Source organism: Chryseobacterium sp. C39-AII1, from assembly GCF_039672645.1.
Lineage (GTDB): Bacteria > Bacteroidota > Bacteroidia > Flavobacteriales > Weeksellaceae > Chryseobacterium.
Genome location: NZ_JBDFPQ010000003.1, coordinates 131,193 through 151,069, shown reverse-complemented (window position 1 = coordinate 151,069; position 19,877 = coordinate 131,193). Strand labels below are relative to the sequence as shown.

Below are 19,877 nucleotides of genomic sequence, written 5' to 3'. Positions count from 1 at the left end.
GAAACGAAGTGAAGTCGAAAAATCTCAAATATTTCAATTTCAAATAAAATGTAAGTAATCTCTAAAATATAAACCGAAGCTAAATATAGTTTCGGTTTTTTGTTTTATTTTTTCCAGAATCCATTACTTTGAGCCCAGTTTTTAAATAAATTCGGCCAAGAAGAAACAGTAGTTCCTTGTTTTCCTAACCCCCAGCCATGGCCTCCGTCTTGAAAAATATGCATTTCAACAGGAACTTTAGCTTTTCTTAAAGCATCTTCCATCAAAAAACTATTGTCCACGGGCGAAATAGGATCATCAAAAGCTTGAGCTAGAAAAGTTGGAGGTGTATCTGTAGTAACCTGTTTTTCCACAGAAAAATTTGTTTGTTGCGCCGTTGTTGGATTGTTTCCTAAAATACATTTGTAAGAATGCGTTTTATTATTTGGCGGAAGCATTGAAATAACGGGATAAATCAGCCCAACAAAATTCGGTTTTGATGATAATGAATCAACAGCATCCACAGGTTTGTAGAATTTTTTATCGAATAAAGTAGAGGTGATTCCGGCTAAATGCCCTCCTGCAGAAAATCCTAGAATGCCAACTTTATTTTGATCAAATCCATATTTATTGGCCATACTTCGAATCAATCTCATGGCTCGCTGTGCGTCTTCAAAAGGAACATTGTTGGTTTTCCAGCCTTCTTGTGGTAAACGGTAAATCAGTTCAAATGCGGTAATACCTTCCGATTGCAGCCAATTTGCGGTAGGGTTACTTTCTTTACCGAGTTCAATATGAGCATATCCACCACCACTAATGACTAAAATAGCGGTTCCGTTAGGATTTTTAGGTTGGTGAACAATCAATCTTGGTGTTGAAACATTCGTTACGGAACCTTTATCATTAATAATTTCTCCATTTTTTGAGCCGCCTTTATCAGGCATATTTCCTCGCCAAAGATCAATTTGTTCTGCATCTTTTGATAAAATGAAATTCTTATTGGTAGTTTGTGCATCCACAAAATTTGATGCAAAGAAAAACGAAAACACAAGAATAATAAATGGTTTCATCATATTGTTTTTTAATGATTTATTATTCTGCAAAAACAATGCTGGAATTTTGAGCGTTTTTATTTAATAGAAATCGCTTTATTCTGATAACTTTTCGGAGTTACACCTGCAAATTGTTTAAACACTCTTGTAAAATAATTAACATCAGAAAACCCTGTCTGATAAGCAGTTTCCTTAATGCTATTTTGGCTTGCCAGTAATTCTTTTGCACGACTGATTCTTTCCTGTAAAATAAATTCATTCGGAGATGTTCCCAACTCATCTTTAAACATTTTAAAGAAGTTCGACTTGCTTACATATGCCAACTTAGCAATACTTTCGATTGATAATTTCTGGTGAAGATTTTTCTTGATATAATCCACTACAAATCCAATTCTTGATTTATTTTTTACAATATTTTTCTCTACCATACTTCGTGCTTGAGTTTGCATCAATCGAATTAAAAGTTCCTTCAATGCAAAATCTGCCATAATATCTTTTTGAGAATTATCATCCATCGCAATGCGCATAATATTATTGGTAGCAGAGGCTAACGATTGATTGTTAAATAGAAAATATTCATCAAGATCGATATTCCAATGTGAAGTTTCGTCAATTTTTGGAAGATTGTAATTTAAATGATTTAAAGAATCTTCAATAAATTCAGGATTTAGACTTAAAGAAATACATTGAGACGGGGTTTCATCTGCTTCAGGAAAATCAATCATCATGGTTTCTCCAGGCGAAACCAGTACGCTTTCTCCCGGAAAATAGTCGAAATAGTTGGTTTTATCTAGTTTCATGTATTTTTTACCACGAAGCATTGCGGTAAATGCAATCGTTTCAAAATGCAGTTTTACGTTGAAAGCAGCCTTGTGCGTCTCATAAATACTGAATTCACAATTGTTCAGATTGAATTTCGTTTGATTTTCAACCAAATGAATGAGCTGGTTTTCCTGTTTTAATTCAGGAGTATTCAATAAAATCTTGTTATCATTCATTTCTAAACATTTATGATTGCGTCTGTACTCAAATATAGAAATTTCTGCGCTTAGTATTTTGTTAATGAAATTATAAAATTCCGGATATGTACTATTTTGATATTTTTTTGTACGATTTTGCTATTCTAATATAACAGGTAAGTGTAATTTGGTAACAGATAAAAAATTAAAACATACGTATATGAGCACACTTACAGAACAAGAATCAGCGACTACTTTAAAGTGGCCTGCATTCAAAAACAGATATGATAATTATATTAACGGACAATTTACAGCCCCGGTAAACGGACAGTATTTTGATGTGGTTTCGCCTGTAGACGGAAAAAACTTTACGCAGGCAGCTCACTCATCAAAAGAAGATTTGGAATTGGCAGTAAATGCAGCTGAAAAAGCATTCCAAACCTGGAAAGATACTTCAGCAACGGAAAGAAGTATTATTTTAAATAAAATTGCCGACAGAATTGAGCAGAATTTAGAATACATCGCAACCGTGGAAACTATTGATAACGGAAAAGCGGTAAGAGAAACGTTAGCTGCGGATATTCCATTGGCAGTAGATCATTTCAGATATTTTGCTTCGGTCATCAGGTCTGAAGAAGGTTCGCACAATGAACTGGATAAAGATACCGTTTCATTGATTGTTCACGAACCACTAGGCGTTATCGCTCAAATCATTCCTTGGAATTTCCCAATTCTAATGGCAGTTTGGAAGCTGGCTCCGGCTTTGGCTGCAGGAAATTGCGTCGTTTTAAAGCCGGCAGAAAGCACTCCGATTTCAATCATGGTTTTAATGGAATTAATTGGTGATTTACTTCCTGCAGGAGTTGTAAACATTGTAAACGGTTTCGGGGCAGAATTAGGAAGAGCGTTGGTTACCAATCCGAAAGTTAATAAGGCGGCATTCACCGGTTCTACGGCAACAGGTCGTTTGGTAATGCAGTACGCGACAGAAAATATTATTCCGGTAACATTGGAATTAGGAGGAAAATCACCTAACGTTTTCTTCAGTTCGGTGATGGATGCAGATGACGAATTTTTAGATAAAGCAATTGAAGGCGCAGTTCTTTTCGCTTTAAATCAGGGTGAAATTTGTACTTGTCCGTCCAGACTATTGGTTCAGGAAGATATAGCAGATGCTTTCATCGCAAAAGTTATTGAAAGAGTAAAAGCGATTAAAGTCGGAAATCCGTTGGATAAAACAGTAATGATGGGTGCCCAGGCTTCTAAGATTCAAAAAGATAAAATACTTTCTTACATCAAATTAGGTAAAGAAGAAGGTGCAGAAGTTCTTGTAGGAGGAGATGTGAACAATGTTGGTGAAGGTCTGGAGAACGGATATTACATCCAGCCAACCATTTTCAAAGGAAACAACCGAATGAGAATTTTCCAGGAAGAGATTTTCGGACCTGTGTTAGCATTTACCACATTTAAAGATGAAGAAGAAGCGTTGAAAATCGCAAACGATACAATTTACGGTTTGGGAGCAGGTGTTTGGACGAGAGATGCACATCAGCTTTACAATATTCCGCGTCACATTCAGGCAGGAAGAGTTTGGGTTAACCAATATCACTCTTATCCTGCAGGAGCACCTTTCGGAGGGTACAAACAGTCGGGAATCGGACGTGAAAACCACAAGATGATGCTGGATCACTACCGTCAGACTAAAAACATGTTGATTTCATACAACAAAAACAAACTAGGTTTCTTTTAATTTAAATATTAGGGCGTGCCCGTTTTCCCCGTCTCGGCAACGGGGAAAAACGGTCGGGCTATCCAGGGCTCCACTTCGTTTCGGTGCTCCGCTTCGCTCCACACTCTCGTTTTTCAAACGAGACCCTTCCTATCCCTCACGCAAATAAAAGTTGTCCTTATCCGGAATTTTTCGGGTAAGTAGGGAATGATACGCCTTTATAAGCCTTGACAAGGCTAAAAAATGTAGGAAAAATCTTTGTGGCCTTAGCTAAGTGAAATGCCTTTGCGAACTTAAAAATGTGGAGTCTAACAGGCAAAAAAAAGTCTTTGTGTCCTTTGCGTTAAAAAACTATTCAAAAGATATAAAACCAAAACTAAAAACTAACTCAAAAAAATCAAAATATGATTCCAAAAACAATGAAAGCCGCAGTCGTTCAAGGCTACGGACAACCTTTAAAAATAGAAGAAGTTCCTGTAAAAGTACCGGGAAGATATGAAGTATTGGTAAAAGTAATCGCCTGTGGAGTTTGTCACACAGATTTACATGCTGTTGACGGCGACTGGCCTGCAAAACCCAAAATGCCTTTAATTCCCGGACATGAAGGGGTAGGAATTGTAGTAGCCTGCGGTCCTGAAGCTCAGGTAAAAGAAGGAGACGCGGTGGGCGTTCCGTGGTTATATTCTGCTTGCGGATGCTGTGATTACTGTATCACAGGTTGGGAAACCCTTTGTGAAGCTCAAAAGAATGGTGGATACAGTGTAGATGGAGGTTTCGCAGAATATGTGATCGCAGATTCAAGATATGTGGGACATTTAAAGTCGGATGTCAACTTTTTAGAAATTGCCCCAATTCTTTGTGCCGGAGTTACTGTTTATAAAGGCTTGAAAGAAACTGAAACAAAACCTGGAGAGTGGGTAGCCATTTCAGGAATCGGTGGATTGGGACACGTTGCCGTACAATATGCAAAAGCAATGGGAATGCATGTTGCTGCAATTGATGTAGCAGATGATAAGTTAGATTTAGCAAAAAAATTAGGAGCAGATTTGGTAGTCAATGCAAAAAACACAGACCCTGGAGAGTATCTGCATAAAGAAGTTGGCGGAATGCACGGCGCCCTAATCACAGCAGTCTCTCCAATTGCCTTCAAACAGGGAATTGATGTGTTAAGGAGAAAAGGAACCATTGCTTTAAACGGACTTCCGCCGGGATCATTCGAACTTCCGATTTTTGAAACAGTCCTGAAAAGAATTACGGTAAGAGGTTCTATTGTTGGAACCCGAAAAGATCTTCAGGAAGCATTGGATTTTGCGAATGAAGGTTTGGTGAAAGCAACAGTAACCTCAGCTAAATTAGAAGATATTAACGATGTTTTCGATAAAATGAAAGCAGGACAGATTGATGGTAGAATTGTTCTGGATATTGCCGGATCAAATTAAATTATATTGAATGTTATGAGGTTCGGTGAAATTTATTTCGCCGAACTTTTTTAACTTTATAAAAGGAAAAACGACCTAGGAAAATGAAGGCGTTAAGAAAATTTAAACTTAATCCGTTAAAAAATTTCCACTGTTAGAAGCGCGACAGAAATATTGAATCAAAGAACAAATATTCAATTCGCGCAAGTTTTGGAAATTTTAGGATTAAATTTAAATTTTTAGCCGGAGTTTCCAAGTCTTGAATTTTTGGTTCTTTTGTTTCAAGACAAAAGAACACTAATAAAAAAAAAGAAGTAATTATGCAAACCAAAATAGCAAGACTCTCAGCTACCGAAAAAGCCTTAGAAGTTATTTGGGAGTTAGAAAAAAAATATGGAGATCTCATGTTCTATCAAGCGGGAGGTTGCTGTGAAGGAACGCAGCCTCAATGTTTCGAAAAAGGTGGATTTTACCCAAGAATGAATGATGCAATGATCGGTACTATCAACAATCACGAATTTTGGATAGACCGAGATTTATTCGAATACTGGAAATATTCACACTTTACATTGGATGTTGTAGACGGTTTTGGACCTGGCGGATTTTCTTTGGAAACACCATTAGGAAAAACCTTTAAAGTCATTTACAGACTTTTTACGCCCGAAGAGCTTGAAAATTTAGAACCTGTAAAACGAAGTGAATAATTGATAGTAAAAGAAATCTGCTCAATCAGCAAAATCTGCGAGATAAAAATATTAATTCGGAAAATCGACGGCGAAAATCTTACGCAGATTTAGCAGATGACGCAGATGTTTGCGTTATAAAAATCATTAGTGAAAAATATTTGTACAATTTGTGTTTAAGCAAATTAAACCTTCACAAACCGACTCACAAACATCGAAGCTACCAATTGCCCAACAGCATTTAAAACCGTTGCCAGAGGATCTACTAAGGTTCCTATAATCATCACGGCAGGAATGGCTTCCTGTGGCAATTTGTAAACCGAAATCATCAACATTTCCCCAATATATCCGCCATTTGGAATTCCACCTGCAACGATGCTGACGAAAACGGTAATTCCTAGTGCCAATAGTAAATTCATAGGATCAAAAAAATCTCTTCCGATAATTAGAAAAGCCACATAAATTTTAATAATAGAAGACATCGACGAACCATTTTTATGCAAAGTCGTTCCAATCGGAATCACAATATTCGAGATCTGACTGGGAATCCCAATTTTTGAAGCAGCCTGTAAATTAGCGGGCATGGTCGCAAAACTGCTGCAGGTACTCAATGCCGTCAGCGTAGGAAAGATCGCATTTTTCCAAAAGCTTTTAACTCCGTGTGAGCCTTTTGCCATAAAAGCGTACAATGAAAAAAATACTAAGAAATAGATAATTCCCGCAATATAATAAAGTCCCAACGGTTTGGCATAAAATCCAAAAAGCTGAGGTCCCAAAGTAGCTACCTGATACGCAAAATAAGCACCTAAACCAATAGGCGCTACTTTCATGATTAATAAAAGCAACTCTTTCATCACTTCATATCCGGAAGCTATAAACGATCTGAAAGCCTGTCCGTTTTCTCCTGCTTTTCTGGCTGAAAATCCTGTCATAAAAGAAAAAATTAACAGAGCAAGCATATTTTGTCTTGAGAAAAGCTGAGTAAATTCTCCAACGGTAAAAAATCCTACGATTCTGTTGCCCCAACTGTCATTATCAGTAGTTGCATCAACGATTTCCTTACTCCCAGAAATACCTGAAACAGGAAATAAATACACTGCAAAAATGGTAAAAACTGCAGCGGTGACAATAAAAAACAGAAAGGTAAAAGCCATGGTGAGCATGATTTTTCCAAACTTCGATTGTTGCTCCAGTGAAGCAATAGAGTTGGAAACCGCGAAAAATACCAACGGAACAACGCTTACGAAAAGTAAATTCAGGAAAATATCTCCTAAAGGTTTTAAGAAATCTACAAGATTTGGTGCAACAATTCCAATGATGCTTCCAACAGTGATTCCTAATAATAAAAGTAATATTCCTGAGTAGTTTTTTAAGACTTCTTTCATGCGTGCTTTTTAATCAAAGATAGCTTTATTTTTAACATTACGTTACATTAATTTTATTCATAAAATCCTTAAATTTGAGTAAACATCGTCTCTATGGCTTATATAGATTACTATAAAATTTTAGGCGTAGACAAAAGCGCAACACAGGAAGATATCAAAAAAGCATATCGAAAATTAGCAAGAAAACTGCATCCCGACCTTAATCCCGACGATAAGGAAGCGGAAAGGAAATTCAAAGAGCTTAATGAAGCCAATGAAGTACTCAGTAACGCAGAAAATCGTTCAAAATACGATAAATATGGCGAAAACTGGAAGCGTGGTGAAGAATACGAAAAAGCTCAGCAGCAGCAAAGACAATATCAACAAAGTCAGGGTGGAAATTACGGAGGCGGATTTTCTGGCGCTGATTTTGGGGAAGGAGAAGATTTTTCAGATTTTTTCCAAAGTATGTTCGGTGGAGCAGGGAGTGGCTTCGGAAGAAGTTCGCGAGGAAGTGCTTCGGGAAAATTTAAAGGTCAGGATGTCAATGCAGAATTAAATTTAAGTTTAAAGGATGCCGCAACAACGCATCCCCAGACTTTTGAAATCAATGGTAAAAAGGTTAGAATTACGATTCCCGGAGGAGTGTATGACGGACAGCAAATTAAGCTGAAAGGTCACGGAAATCCTGGTGTGAATGGAGGTCCGAACGGTGATTTATACATTACTTTTAATATTGCAGTTGATCCGAATTTTGAAAGAGTGGGAAATGATTTGAAAACAAAAGTTTCCATTGATTTATACACTGCGGTTTTAGGAGGAGATGTAAAAATAAATACCTTGGATGGTAGTGTAAATCTGAAAGTAAAACCCGAAACCCAGAACGGAAATACGGTACGACTGAAAGGAAAAGGTTTTCCGGTGTATAAAAAAGAGGGTGAATTTGGTGATTTGTTTGTGACGTATGAAGTGAAATTACCAACGAATCTTACCGAAAATCAGAAAGAACTTTTCGAACAACTTAAAAATTCCTAAGCCATGAGTGAAAGAATATCGCGAGAAGAACTCGTAAAAATATACAATATTGAAATCACTTTTTTTGATGAATTGGTGAATTCCGGGTTAATTACCATTCAGACGGAAAATGAAATCCGCTATCTGATGTATGAAGATCTGCCGAATTTTGAACGGTTTGCGAATTGGCATTACGATCTGGAAATCAATCTTCCAGGCCTTGAAGTTATTCATGAAATGCTGAAAAAAATGGATGATCTTCGACAAAGAAACCGTGAACTGATGAATAAGATTTCGGCGATTGGGGATAATTTTGTTGATGGTTGATGGTTGATGGTTTGGAGTTAATTGGCGGAGGAGTCCTGAAAGGACGACTTATATCAGAATCGGATGCTAATCCGATATATGATATAGTTTTTAAATTCCCAAAGGAAAAATTGAGATTCAAGTAGTACGTAATTCTCCCCAATATAAATGTAAATTCTAAATTTTTAATTTAGCTTTGCAGACAGAAATTAATAATTATGAGTGAAGAAAAGGTGATTGTTCTAAAACCTAAAAGAAAAGATTTCGAAGACATTTATTTTAGTGGAAATCAGGGAAGTTTATTTTTTTCATCAACGACGAGAGGAAAAATGATTACAACAATTGTTGTCGGACTGATTTTGCTGATTATGTTTTTCTTCAAAGATGATTTTTCGAAGGAGAAATTCGGAATTTTATATTTTGTAAGTTTTCTGTTTCTGCTTTGTGCGGTTTTCCTTTCGGTAAGCATTAATAAAGTTTCGAGATGGAAAAAACAGGTTACGAATTATTTAAATAAACTAGAAAACTGCAAAGTCTACGAACTCAGATTCGATGATAATTTTTTCACCGTAAATATCGATACCGAAAAAGAAACCAGTGAATGGAAAGATTTTAATTATTTCGACAGCAATAACGAATTTATTACCGTTGAAGGAAAATACAGTTATATGTTTCCGAGAAAATCGATGAGTGAGAAAGATTACAGCTTATTGAAGCAGGTTTTGAAGAAAAATATTACAGAATAGCATAAAAAAACTCAGAGCAAAACACTCTGAGTTTTATTTTTATAGAAACAGCTGATTAGTCTAGCCAACCCATTTCCTTCATCCATTCATCGTTGTAGATTTTCCCAACGTATCTTGAACCGTGGTCGTGTAGTAAAACCACAATCACATCATCTTTCGTGAACTGATCTTTCATCTGAACTAAAGCAGCCATCGCACTTCCCGCAGAATATCCGCAGAAAATTCCTTCTTCTTTCGCCAGTTTTCTTGCGTAAACAGCACCGTCTTTATCCGTCACTTTTTCGAAATGATCGATTACAGACATATCGTAGTTTTCAGGAAGAATATCTTCACCAATACCTTCTGTAATGTAGGTGTAAGCATTTCCTAAATTAATTTCGCCGGTTTCGTGAATTTCCTTTAAAATAGAACCATATGTATCAACACCGATTACTTTAATATCAGCATTTTTCTCTTTGAAGAATGTTCCGCAACCTGTAATAGTACCTCCCGTTCCGGCTCCAACAACGAAATGCGTAAGCTTTCCTTCCGTTTGTTCCCAGATTTCAGGAGCGGTAGATTCATAATGAGCCGCTCTGTTCGACAAATTATCGTATTGATTGACGTACCATCCGTTTTCCGTTTCTCTCGCTAATCTTTTGGATACAGAATAATAAGAACGCGGATCTGTAGGTTTAACGTCTGTCGGACAAACGATTACCTCAGCTCCAACGGCACGAAGAATATCACATTTTTCTTTTGATTGTTTAGAATTGGTTACGAAAATACATTTGTAACCTTTAATGATGGCAGCAAGCGCCAATCCCATTCCCGTATTTCCGGAAGTTCCCTCGATGATCGTTCCACCGGGCTTCAATCTTCCGTCTTTTTCGGCATCTTCAATCATTTTCAGAGCCATTCTGTCTTTCACAGAATTTCCGGGATTGAAAGTCTCCACTTTTGCTAAAACCAATGCCGGGAAATCCTCTCCCAACACTTTATTAAGTTGTACCAATGGTGTATTTCCTATCGTTTCAAGAATATTTTTTGCGTATTTCATAAATGTTTTATAAGCCTCACAAAGATACAGTTTTCAAATGAGTTAGCTCAATTGAGTTCTGATAAATTCGGTTAAGATTTGTTAAGGCTGTATCGAAAAAAAGACGAAATAATTAACAAATTCATAATTGAGAATTACTTTTTTAGAAGCAATTTCCCGCTTTCCGTTGCAATTCCTCATTGCGCGGCTCCGCTTCGCTCCGCCGTTCCATTGCGGGATTTTCACTGCAATCGGGGCTAGGAATTTGGGTTGTTAATTGAAAATTGTCTTTGCGAGAAGGAACGACGAAGCAATCTGTTTTATTACCAAATTTTCATGAGATTGCTTCACCTTCGGTTCGCAATGACACTAAAAAATTCACAAGCGCAGCAAATTCACCACTCACCATTGACTTTTAATTATATTTAATCGCTTTCACCGGAGAAATTTTACTGATCAGATAGCTCGGAATAATCAAAGCCAGTCCGGAAATAATCAAAATTCCAGCAGAGATCGAAATAATCGCAACAGGATTTAAATCTACAGGAACCGTGCTTACGTAATAGTTTTCTGGGTTTAATTTAATAACACCAAAAAACTTCTGAATTAGGATTAAACCAAGACCAATCGCATTTCCGTATAAAAGTCCGGGAACCATAATGATAAGCGTATAATTGATAAAAGTCGCTCTAATCTGAGAATTGCTGGCGCCCAATGTTTTTAATAAACCAATAGAATTCGTTCTTTCAATAATCAGAATCAAAAGTACCATGATAATGTTGATGACCACAACAATCAGCATAATGATGATAATCAACGCGATATTCGTATCAAAAATACTGATCCAGTCGGTGATTTGAGGAAACTTTTCAGTTGCCTTTTCAGCATAATTCTTATAACCGATCAGTTTTTCGATATCAGGAAAATCTTTATCGATATCATTTACATTTTTAAGAAAAATATCAATTCCACCCACCTCATCAGGCTTCATATCCTGAATTTTTCTTACATGATTAATATCGCCAATCACGAATTGCTCATCAATCATTTTAATGTCGGTTTTATAAATTCCCAACACTTCAAATTTTCTGTAAATAGGCTTCTGATCAGCTTTTGAAAAAACTGTGACAATGCTGTCTTTTACTTTCAAATGTAGATCATTCGCTATTTTTTGAGAAATCGTAACGCCGTTGTTATATCCTTTTTCCGAAACAACAGGCGTATTTCCTGAAACTAGAAATTTTTTAAATCGTAAGCTGTCGAAATCTTTTCCTATTCCTTTAAAAATAATTCCCGAAAAATTGTGTTCATTACGCATAATTCCTGTAACGGTCGCATATTTCTGAACGCTTTCAACATCAGAAAGCTCTTTAATTTTAGGAATATTCAATCCCTGATTATCAAGAACCGAGGTATTGTAAGACGAATTTGATCGGGTAGAGCGTACTGTAACATGCCCGCTGAAATCTGCCAGTCTCTCTTTAATGGCCTTTTTGGAACCGAAACCTGTGGCCACCGTAATTAGAGAAACAATGATTCCCAAAGCCACTGAAAGTCGGCCAATGAAGATGATCACCCTCGAAAGGTTATTTTTGTTATCTTTGGAAAACGCTATTTTTCTAGAGAAATATAAAGGAAATTTCAAACTTATGAATTTAGATTTCAAAATTAAAAATTTACTTCTTATTTGCCTAATTTTTTTAGGAGTATTCAATCAATATTATTCTCAGACTCAAGATAAAGCCGGATTTAAAACGGGAGCCGATCAACCTGAGATGTATTTGCCTTTGCTTAAAGGTAAAACAATCGGTGTTGTCACCAATCAAACTGGATTAATGAGCGACAGAACCCACGTGGTGGATTTTCTGGTGAAAAACGGGATTAAAATCAAATCTATCTTTGCGCCTGAACATGGTTTCCGTGGTGATGCCGATGCTGGTGAAAAAGTGAAGAATGGAGTAGATGTGAAAACGGGAATTCCTATTGTTTCCTTGTATGGAAATAATAAAAAGCCAAAACCTGAACAGTTGAAAGGAATTGATATTGTAGTTTTTGATATTCAGGATGTTGGAGTTCGCTTTTATACTTATATTTCGACATTAACGTATTTGATGGAAGCCGGAGCTGAAAATAATGTTGAGGTAATGGTTTTAGACAGGCCAAACCCGCATGACGGCTATATTGACGGACCTGTTTTAAAGAAAAAATGGACAAGCTTTGTCGGAATGCACGAAGTTCCTGTTGTGTACGGATTGACAATCGGTGAGTATGGAAAAATGGTGAACGGAGAAAAGTGGCTGAAAAATAAAGTTCAGACAAAATACACTTTAATTCCGATGAAAAATTATCACAAAAATCAGCGTTATGCTATTTTAGATAAACCTTCGCCGAATTTACCGAATGATAAATCGATCAATCTATATCCAAGTTTATGTTTTTTTGAAGGAACGCAGGTTTCTGTTGGAAGAGGAACGGATTTGCCTTTCCAGATTTACGGTTCGCCTTGGACGGCAAATTTACCTTATCAATTTACTCCGAAGCCTAATTTTGGAGCCAAAGATCCATTTTTAAATGGTAAATTATGTTATGGTGAAAATCTTTCTGATTATAAAAAAGATTTGAGAGAATTGAATCTGGAGTGGGTAATTAAAGCCTATGAAAACTATAAAAATCCGCAGCAGGATTTTTTCTTAAAAAATTTATTTTTTGATACCTTGGCGGGAAGTGATGAGTTGAGAAAACAAATCGTTGCTGGAAAATCTTTTCAGGAAATTAAATCTTCCTGGAAATCTGATTTAGACAAATTTGAAAAAATCAGAAGTAAATACATTGTGTACGAAAAATAGAGAAAAGTGAATGGTCAATTGTCAATTTTGCTTTGCAAGTCAATTTTTAAAATTCACGAGCGTAAGCTAATTCACAATTGACTATTCACTTATATAAATATCAATCAAAATTCTGAGGCGGATTTTTATCATTCTTTCCTTTATTCAAAATAAAAAGTCCGATTGATAGTCCAATCACACCTGCTCCAGCTGTCATTAAGGCTCTTTCTAATTTATCAGGCTGATCATTTCCGAGATAATTCATTAAAAATAAAATCCCGAATGTAATCAGGCTTATGATGATATGGTTTCTTCCGAATAATTTCATTCTATCTTAATTTATAAGAGATCATAATGCCTCCGCGATAAGGCAAAAATTCGCCACTACGATCCCATTCACGTCCCATTCTGTCTTCCAGATTGTCGTAACGATCTCCACTTACTTTATCATATCCTTTGTAAAAACTTTGCATAGATCCAATACCGGCATAGATGTCGATATTCCATCTCTCTTTCCATTTAAACTGATAACCACCTACAACACCAAGAATAAAAGTATAACCTCTTTGGTAAAGGTCTGATTGTATATATGGAGTTACCTCGCCATTTTTATGAACAAAATAACTATCATTCCAGTAGCTCCATTTTTGGATATTGAAAGCTCCACCGGTGATATTAGCTCCAACATAAAATTTATCAAATGCTTTGCTGAAATAATATCTTCCGTCGAAGCCTAATAAATAAGCCTGAGCATGTTTTCCTGCAAAAGATTTCCACGGAGAAATGAAAATATCACCTTGCACGGTGATGTTTTTACTTACCTGATGTTCTACACCAACGTTTACAATTCCGATGGGAGCCAGTAAAGCGTTTCCTTTTACATAGACACCCGTTTCCGACTGCTCAGCTTCCTGAGCATTGATGGTTCCTAACGCAGATACCGTTAAGAAAGCTGCTAAAAATTTGTACCTCAAACCCTGTGTTTTTTAATAGATTATTTTATTTGTTTCAATAACTCTTCAGCCAAATGCGAATCTTTATTGGCTTGTACTGCAAGAGTTTTAGACATTTCGGCGTATGTTTTTGCCATGTCTTTATTACCTGTTAAAAAATAGAGTTTTGCCAGTATATATGTATTTTCAGATGTTTCACCTCTCATGACGGATTTTTCTGCCCATTCTGCAGCTTTTTTTAAGGAAGCTACATTTTTTACATTGTCAGAAAATACCCATGCGGTTTTTAATAATTCGTTTGTATCAAAAGAATCGGAGTTTTTATAATAATCCAATGCTGCTTTTTCATATTCAGGATAATTGGCATTTTGCTCGTAATAACTTAATTTGGTTTGATTAAGTCTTACCTCAGCATCATGTTTCCCGACCAAAGGTTCAGCATTTTTCATGAAAAACTCTTCGTTTACTCTTTTGGTTTTATTATCGATCGACTGCTCAACAATTTTTGATAATTTAATCTGAGCATCAAACTGATTGTATGTTTCTTCAGGAAGATGTTTAATAATATCTGCCTTTTTTTCAACAAAAGTTTTATAATTTTTATCTTCAGCAGATTTTAAGAAAAACAATAAAAATCCGATGTCGTCTTTTGATAATTCTTCTGTTTTCTTTTTGTTTTCAAAATATCTTTCGGAGGCACTTTTAGCAAAATCATAATCCGAAGTTGAATTCAGTTTCATAATATTGATAAGGAATTCTGGATCTTTTTCACCTTTTGCGAAGCGCTCTTTCAAAGAACCTTTTTTGTTATTTGGAGAATTTACATCCTGAGCCATTGCCAAAAACGGACTTTCTTCCATATAGCCGTAATTCTGCGAAACCAATTCACCATCACCATTCAGGAAAAGGTAGGTGGGATAAGAACGAACTCCGTATTTTGCTGCGATTTCTCTACCTTCCCCTTTTTCCATATCGAATCTTGCATTTACAAAATTGGCATTGTAATAATCTCCGACAGATTTTTGGGTGAAAACGTTTCTCTCCATCATTTTACAAGGTCCGCACCAAGACGCGTAAGCATCCATAAATACGATTTTGTTTTCTTTCTTTGCCTTCGCGATCAGTTCTTTAAAAGGTAATTCCTCAAAATGAATCGCTTCCTGAGCAAAAACAGCCGTTGCTGTAAACAAAAATAGAGTAGAGATGATCTTCTTCATTCCTTCAAATAATTAAAAGGCGAATATACTTAATTTCAATGTAAATAGATGTTAAAGAGAACTTAAATGTCACAGAATATAGGAACTTTGAAGGTTTAAAACATACAGATTAGTGTATGTAAATTTGCTTCAGTAAAAAACTAAAACCGCCTTGGGCAGGCGGTTTTAAGATGAAAACTGTGAATTAAAAAAATATTCTCTAAAAGAGATATTATGGTAATTGTGTTTTAAAATGATACATAAAGACACCAATGCTTGTCTAAATAAACTGCCCTATTACAGGCAGTTTAAAGGATAATAAAAATGCTGAAAAGTAATTACTTTTTAATAATTTTTTTAACAACGGTACGTTCATTTTCCTGATCTATTTTCACAAGATAAACACCCTTTGCAAGATCTGATATGTTAATACTTCCCTTATTATTTTCTGATCTTACAACCAATTGCCCCGTTGTGCTGTAAATGCTTACATTAAATTTAGAGTTATTTTTCCCTGATTTAATGTTAATCACATCCGTAGCCGGATTGGGATATACGGTAATGTCATCTTTTGTAATGATAGGTTCTGCTGTACCTAAAGTTGAAAAATTAATAACATCTTTGATTATTCCTAATGAATTTGTCGTTAGATAAACCTCCGCAGTATTTGCATTTATGAAGCGTGCCGTACCGTCCAAAACGGTGGTGTTAAAATACGTGGAAGCATTTTTTTCCTGCCATGTAGCGCCACTGTTGTTGGTGTAAATTACTTTTGGAAGAATATCCATATAAGACGAGGTTATTCCTATGATTTGCCCATTTTCTATGGCTGAATGTTCTACTTTATGTACCATTCCGCTGTAAATTTTAGTCCAGGTTGTTCCGGCATCCATTGAAGTATAAATTCCGTTGGAAGCGGCCATGGTGTATTGATTAAGATTTAATGGATTCTGAACTAAGTTTAACGCAATATTCGGTAGGGTCAAATCTTGTAATCCTGCTGTAATTTCTGTCCATGAAGTTCCGCCATTGGTGGTTTTGAATAATTTATTTCCAACAGTAATCAAAATTTCGTTGGAGTTGTTTTGATTAATTTTTATTCCGTAAATAAAATCTTCATTATAAGGTAGCGTGATGATATCGTTTTGAGGACTGCTGATGTTTGTGAAGTTTGATTTAATTAAAGTAGCATTTACCCCATCGAATGTTGCCAACCAAGCAATATTAGAATTATTAGGATCTGTTTCCGCAGTGGTAAAATTGCTGTCGAAAGTAGAATAAATTGATTCTGAAGTCCCCCCATAATCATTGCTAACTTTAATCTTATTTCCCATGAAAGAAGCATCGAAATTGTAAGATCTTCCCGGAAGTTTTTGATCTACAAGCATTAAAGGTATTTTTCCGCTTATTGGGCTTTCACTTAATGGCATTATGTTTATCGGTGTTTCCTGGTTGGTTTCAAGGTTTTTCACGGTATATCCGTATTGAACTCCATAAATAAGCTTATCAACATTATTTTCTTTCACCACATTTATTCTTCCCATACCTATAAAAAAAGGGGTTTGAAGGATCGTTAATGTGTTTCCTCCATCATTTGAACGTTTCGGGTAGCGATTGTCTCCTAAAAATATTTGATTGGTATTGTTTGGGTTAAAAGCTGCATCCGTTCCGTAGAAATAAGAAGATCCATCTGCAAGCCCGTTGTATTCTGTGCTTGTCCAGCTTGTTCCGCCATTGGTTGTAACTGCCACGCGCTGGTCTGCCATTACGATCACATGATTCGGGTTGTACGGATTTATACTAATCTTCGTAATGTTTTTCATGCCCATTCCTGTTGTCGTCCAGGTAATTCCGGTTTGTTCTGCCCAAGTTGCGCCGCCGTCGATCGATTTATAAACCGCCTGATGCTGATTCGGATAGCTCCAAAGAATTCCTGAACCGGCATAAATAGTTCCTTCATTTACAGGATCAACCGCTAAAGATTGGAGGATTAAACCATTTAAAGATTCCGTCCAAGTGGCTCCTGCATCAGTTGATTTTAAAAATCCGCCATCCACATTTCCGGGACCGCCATTTCTTGCGATATAGAGCGTTTGAGGATTTACAGGATCTATAGCTGCATCTGCCAATTGAACATCTTCGAAATTGCTGCCGTCATATACTTTCGACCATGCAGAACCTCCGTTGGTAGTGTAGAAATATTTGTCATAATTTCCACCGGTAAGCATTGCTGCAATATTCATTGTTCCATTGTCGAATAAAGTGTAATTTTTTATCGTCTGTACATTTTCATTTGGCGGCATGAAAAATTGTTTGATGATACTTAATGATTCTAAATCTAAAACAGCAACCTGATTCAGCGAACTTCCAAGACCGAAATATACGATGAAACTTAAAGCTGTTCCGTTGTTGGTGAGTCTCATTTCCTTAATATTCGGGCCATATTCAGGATAGGGAAGGGTGTATAAAATATTCCAGCTTGTACCATTGTCTGTAGACACCAAAATATGCTTGTCTATATAGGTGGTAGCATATACTTTGTTTTGAACATTTTTGTCGTAAACAAAATTTCTTATCTGCCCATACTGCGGATTACCCACAAAGCTCACCTGAGCAAATGAGAACTGCAAACACAGCAGAAATAATAAAGTTAATATTGATTTCTTCATATCTAAATTTTTTTGTTCATCGCAAATATATTTTTTGATGAAAAATTTTGAAGAAAATCAAACGGTAAATAGTAGGACTATAATCAGAAAAAACGTGACATTTGTATTTAAATATTTGATATGTAGTTGAATAGGTCGTTTGAGTTCGACAAGTTCATTCGTTTAGAAATTCGTTCTTTTCTCTTTCTACAAGCCTCAATAGTGATGTTAAAAATAGATGAAATTTCTTTTATGGAGAGATTCATATAAATGTAACAGATAAAACGAATGTCATTTAAGGTAAGATCAGGATGTTTTTCTTTCAGATTTTCGATGAATTTACTGTTGATTCTTTCAAAATGAGTAAGAAAATCATCCGTTGAGTCTTCTTTGGTTAAAATTTCTTTAAGCTGATCTAATTGTTTGGAAATTTGATCATTCTTTAAAACCAAAGGATCACTTTTTAATTTTAAAATATATTCTTCAATTTTATCATTCCGTTGAGCAATATGAATAGCGTTGGCCGCCAATTTTCGGTTGCGGCTTTCGAGTTCATTTTTTAATTTTTCCTTTTCCAAAAGGGCTTCGGTTTCTTTTTCCTTTATTTGTTGCTCCAGCAGAAGATTATCGTTTTCCTTATTTTTAAGATCTAAAGAAATGATTTGTTCGTTCTTTTCAGCAAGTGTTCGTTTCTGACGATTTTTAACGTATAAAATTCTAAATAACCAGCTCAATAATGCTAAAATTAAAATGCAGAAAGCTCCGATATAGAATTTCAATCTTTTTTCACTTTCCAGTTCCTTTTGAGAATCCTGAAGTTTCAGCTTCATTTCGCTGTTTTGATACATTGCCTTGTTTTTAATGGCATTCAAAGAATCTTTAACTATGATAATTGAATCTTTGTAAAGAAAGGCCTTTTTATAATCTTTTGATCCAAAATATAATTCTGAAAACTGATTGTAAATTTTTTTCTTATTAGGATAATCTTCGTTTGCCTTTTGGGCTTCAATGGCATAAGAAAGCGCCTTTTGATAATCATTTTTACCTTGAAATACCTTGGAAAGAATCAGCAATGATGCAATTTTATTATCGTTTTGATCTTTTGTATTAAGTTGATTGATTATGTGTTGTAGAATACTTAATGTTTTATCAAAATCTTTTCTCTGAAGATAATTTTGTGCTTCGCTAATGGCAATATCTATCACACTTCGTTTTTCTTTTGTCGCTAAAGCTATCGGTTTTGCAATTCTGATATATTCCAACGCTTTATCTAACTGATTGGTTTTGTTGTATAAATTAGCCAAATTATCGGCATAGATTGCAATTCCTACGCTGTCTTTATTGTCCAAAGCAAGTTCGTAGGCTCTTTTCTGATGCTTTTCAGATTCTTTATATTTTCCCTGTTCAAAGTAAACGAGTGCAATATTGTTTAAAACGGTTTTTTCATTATCCTTCGTGAGGTGCTTCATTGCAATAGTGTAGGCTTCCAGATAATAGTCGAGGGCTTCGCTATAATCTGACATTCCGTAATAATTAAGCCCGATGCAGTTGGTGGCAATAAATTGTTGATTATACCAATTGTTTTTTTCTGCCAATGTTTTAAGTTCTGCAAAAATTTCCAAAGAATGACTGTGATCTTTTTTATATAACGCATCGACGCCTTTTTTGATCAATAAATCGGCATACTCAATAGAATTATCTTTTTGGGCAATGATATTGATAGGCGATAAAATAAATAATAGTAATAAAATAATATGTTTCATCGTCTCAATATGTATAAATTTCAATGTAATGATTAAAATTACACAAATTTGAGAATAATCAAAGTTTGGAGTTTGGAGAAGAATGTTGTATCGATTTTGTCAGGTTTTGAAATTATTTCCTAAATGTTAATACATGGCTGACTTCCTAGCCTCGATTGCAGCATTTGTTTGAGCTCATTTTTGATTAGGGGTTTGGGGGGGGGGGGGGGGGGGGGGGGGGGGGG

The 19,877-nt window shown here is 35.7% G+C and carries 17 protein-coding genes; 7 read left to right on the top strand and 10 right to left on the bottom strand.

Annotated elements, in window-relative coordinates; all coding sequences use genetic code 11:
* Positions 1-104: 104 nt before the first annotated feature.
* Both ABEG63_RS06395 and ABEG63_RS06390 read right to left on the bottom strand, forming a co-directional pair.
* A complete protein-coding gene (locus tag ABEG63_RS06395; protein ID WP_346583824.1) occupies positions 105-1,052 on the bottom strand; it encodes an alpha/beta hydrolase in 948 nt (315 codons plus the stop codon).
* 56 nt (positions 1,053-1,108) lie between these two features.
* Positions 1,109-2,029: a helix-turn-helix domain-containing protein gene (locus ABEG63_RS06390; protein WP_346583823.1), complete on the bottom strand. Its 921-nt coding sequence runs from the start codon at positions 2,027-2,029 to the stop codon at positions 1,109-1,111.
* Positions 2,030-2,210: 181 nt separating this feature from the next.
* Between ABEG63_RS06390 and ABEG63_RS06385 the strand changes: the two genes are divergently transcribed.
* From ABEG63_RS06385 to ABEG63_RS06375, 3 genes are all read left to right on the top strand, one after another.
* The gene (locus ABEG63_RS06385) at positions 2,211-3,740 is read left to right on the top strand and encodes an aldehyde dehydrogenase family protein (RefSeq protein WP_346583822.1); all 1,530 of its coding nucleotides are present in this window, start codon (positions 2,211-2,213) and stop codon (positions 3,738-3,740) included.
* Between the two features lie 383 nt (positions 3,741-4,123).
* Positions 4,124-5,158 (top strand): alcohol dehydrogenase AdhP, encoded by a 1,035-nt coding sequence (gene adhP / locus ABEG63_RS06380; RefSeq protein WP_267405070.1) that lies wholly within the window; start codon positions 4,124-4,126, stop codon positions 5,156-5,158.
* A 299-nt stretch (positions 5,159-5,457) separates the two neighbouring features.
* On the top strand, positions 5,458-5,841 hold the full coding sequence (locus tag ABEG63_RS06375) for a DUF779 domain-containing protein (protein ID WP_076392244.1): 384 nt from the start codon (positions 5,458-5,460) through the stop codon (positions 5,839-5,841).
* Positions 5,842-6,005: 164 nt separating this feature from the next.
* Here ABEG63_RS06375 and ABEG63_RS06370 read toward each other — a convergent pair whose 3' ends face one another.
* The gene (locus ABEG63_RS06370) at positions 6,006-7,205 is read right to left on the bottom strand and encodes a dicarboxylate/amino acid:cation symporter (protein WP_346583821.1); all 1,200 of its coding nucleotides are present in this window, start codon (positions 7,203-7,205) and stop codon (positions 6,006-6,008) included.
* Positions 7,206-7,298: 93 nt separating this feature from the next.
* Here ABEG63_RS06370 and ABEG63_RS06365 point away from each other — a divergent pair, with 93 nt between their 5' ends.
* The 3 genes from ABEG63_RS06365 (at position 7,299) to ABEG63_RS06355 (ending at position 9,250) form a co-directional block, all read left to right on the top strand.
* The gene (locus tag ABEG63_RS06365) at positions 7,299-8,219 is read left to right on the top strand and encodes a J domain-containing protein (protein WP_346583820.1); all 921 of its coding nucleotides are present in this window, start codon (positions 7,299-7,301) and stop codon (positions 8,217-8,219) included.
* A gap of 3 nt (positions 8,220-8,222) precedes the next feature.
* Entirely contained in the window at positions 8,223-8,525 is a 303-nt protein-coding gene (locus ABEG63_RS06360; protein WP_346583819.1) for a chaperone modulator CbpM, read from the top strand.
* Positions 8,526-8,722: 197 nt separating this feature from the next.
* The gene (locus ABEG63_RS06355; RefSeq protein WP_346583818.1) at positions 8,723-9,250 is read left to right on the top strand and encodes a hypothetical protein; all 528 of its coding nucleotides are present in this window, start codon (positions 8,723-8,725) and stop codon (positions 9,248-9,250) included.
* Positions 9,251-9,305: 55 nt separating this feature from the next.
* Here the strand turns inward: ABEG63_RS06355 and ABEG63_RS06350 are convergent, their stop codons facing one another.
* Together ABEG63_RS06350 and ABEG63_RS06345 are read right to left on the bottom strand one after the other, a co-directional pair.
* On the bottom strand, positions 9,306-10,289 hold the full coding sequence (locus ABEG63_RS06350) for a pyridoxal-phosphate dependent enzyme (protein WP_267405075.1): 984 nt from the start codon (positions 10,287-10,289) through the stop codon (positions 9,306-9,308).
* A gap of 394 nt (positions 10,290-10,683) precedes the next feature.
* Entirely contained in the window at positions 10,684-11,913 is a 1,230-nt protein-coding gene (locus ABEG63_RS06345) for an FtsX-like permease family protein (RefSeq protein ID WP_346583817.1), read from the bottom strand.
* 4 nt (positions 11,914-11,917) lie between these two features.
* Between ABEG63_RS06345 and ABEG63_RS06340 the strand changes: the two genes are divergently transcribed.
* Positions 11,918-13,114, top strand: coding sequence for a DUF1343 domain-containing protein (locus ABEG63_RS06340; protein ID WP_346583816.1), 1,197 nt, complete (start codon positions 11,918-11,920; stop codon positions 13,112-13,114).
* A gap of 100 nt (positions 13,115-13,214) precedes the next feature.
* Here ABEG63_RS06340 and ABEG63_RS06335 read toward each other — a convergent pair whose 3' ends face one another.
* The 5 genes from ABEG63_RS06335 to ABEG63_RS06315 all read right to left on the bottom strand — a co-directional run bounded on the left by ABEG63_RS06335 (position 13,215) and on the right by ABEG63_RS06315 (position 19,653).
* Entirely contained in the window at positions 13,215-13,421 is a 207-nt protein-coding gene (locus ABEG63_RS06335; protein WP_267405078.1) for a hypothetical protein, read from the bottom strand.
* 1 nt (position 13,422) lies between these two features.
* Positions 13,423-14,067: a DUF3575 domain-containing protein gene (locus ABEG63_RS06330; protein ID WP_346583815.1), complete on the bottom strand. Its 645-nt coding sequence runs from the start codon at positions 14,065-14,067 to the stop codon at positions 13,423-13,425.
* A 20-nt stretch (positions 14,068-14,087) separates the two neighbouring features.
* Positions 14,088-15,263 (bottom strand): thioredoxin fold domain-containing protein, encoded by a 1,176-nt coding sequence (locus ABEG63_RS06325; protein WP_312398593.1) that lies wholly within the window; start codon positions 15,261-15,263, stop codon positions 14,088-14,090.
* 317 nt (positions 15,264-15,580) lie between these two features.
* Positions 15,581-17,911, bottom strand: a complete 2,331-nt coding sequence (locus ABEG63_RS06320) for a T9SS type A sorting domain-containing protein (RefSeq protein WP_346583814.1) — start codon at positions 17,909-17,911, stop codon at positions 15,581-15,583.
* Between the two features lie 107 nt (positions 17,912-18,018).
* Positions 18,019-19,653, bottom strand: a complete 1,635-nt coding sequence (locus ABEG63_RS06315) for a tetratricopeptide repeat protein (protein ID WP_346583813.1) — start codon at positions 19,651-19,653, stop codon at positions 18,019-18,021.
* Positions 19,654-19,877 lie beyond the last annotated feature (224 nt).